Origin of the sequence: Streptomyces sp. DH12 (assembly GCF_020873895.1) — a bacterium.
Lineage (GTDB): Bacteria > Actinomycetota > Actinomycetes > Streptomycetales > Streptomycetaceae > Streptomyces.
Genome location: NZ_JAHWGT010000717.1, coordinates 1 through 509 on the forward strand (window position 1 = coordinate 1; position 509 = coordinate 509).

A 509-nucleotide genomic window follows, 5' to 3' on the forward strand; every position below is an offset into this window, starting at 1 on the left:
CCTTTGAGTACGGGATCCGGAGCAGCTTCCGCCCCCGCACCTGACCCCTACGACACCAAGACCGCCCTCGACGCCCCCGCCCGCAAGAACTCCATGTTCTCCTCGCTGAGGATCAGGAACTACCGCCTGTTCTTCCTCGGTCAGGTCGTCTCCAACATCGGCACCTGGATGCAGCGCATCGCCCAGGACTGGCTGGTGCTCAGCCTCACCGGCTCCTCGGCCGCCGTCGGCATCACCACGGCGCTGCAGTTCCTGCCGATGCTGCTGTTCGGCCTCTACGGAGGAGTCCTCGTCGACCGGCTGCGCAAGCGGCCCACCCTGATGGTCACCCAGTCCGCGATGGCCCTCACGTCGATCGCGCTCGCCGTCCTCACCCTGACCGGCCTCGTCCAGGTCTGGCACATCTACGTCGCCGCCCTCGCCCTCGGCCTCGCGACGGTCGTCGACAACCCCGCCCGCCAGTCCTTCGTGTCCGAGCTGGTCGGCCCCGGACAGCTGCAGAACGCGGT

1 protein-coding gene is annotated in these 509 nt (G+C 68.2%); it reads left to right on the forward strand.

Features of this window, described 5'->3' with window-relative positions:
• Positions 1–3: 3 nt before the first annotated feature.
• Positions 4–509: MFS transporter (locus tag LPA54_RS36685; RefSeq protein WP_228984825.1), on the forward strand; the 506-nt coding region annotated here is incomplete at its 3' end.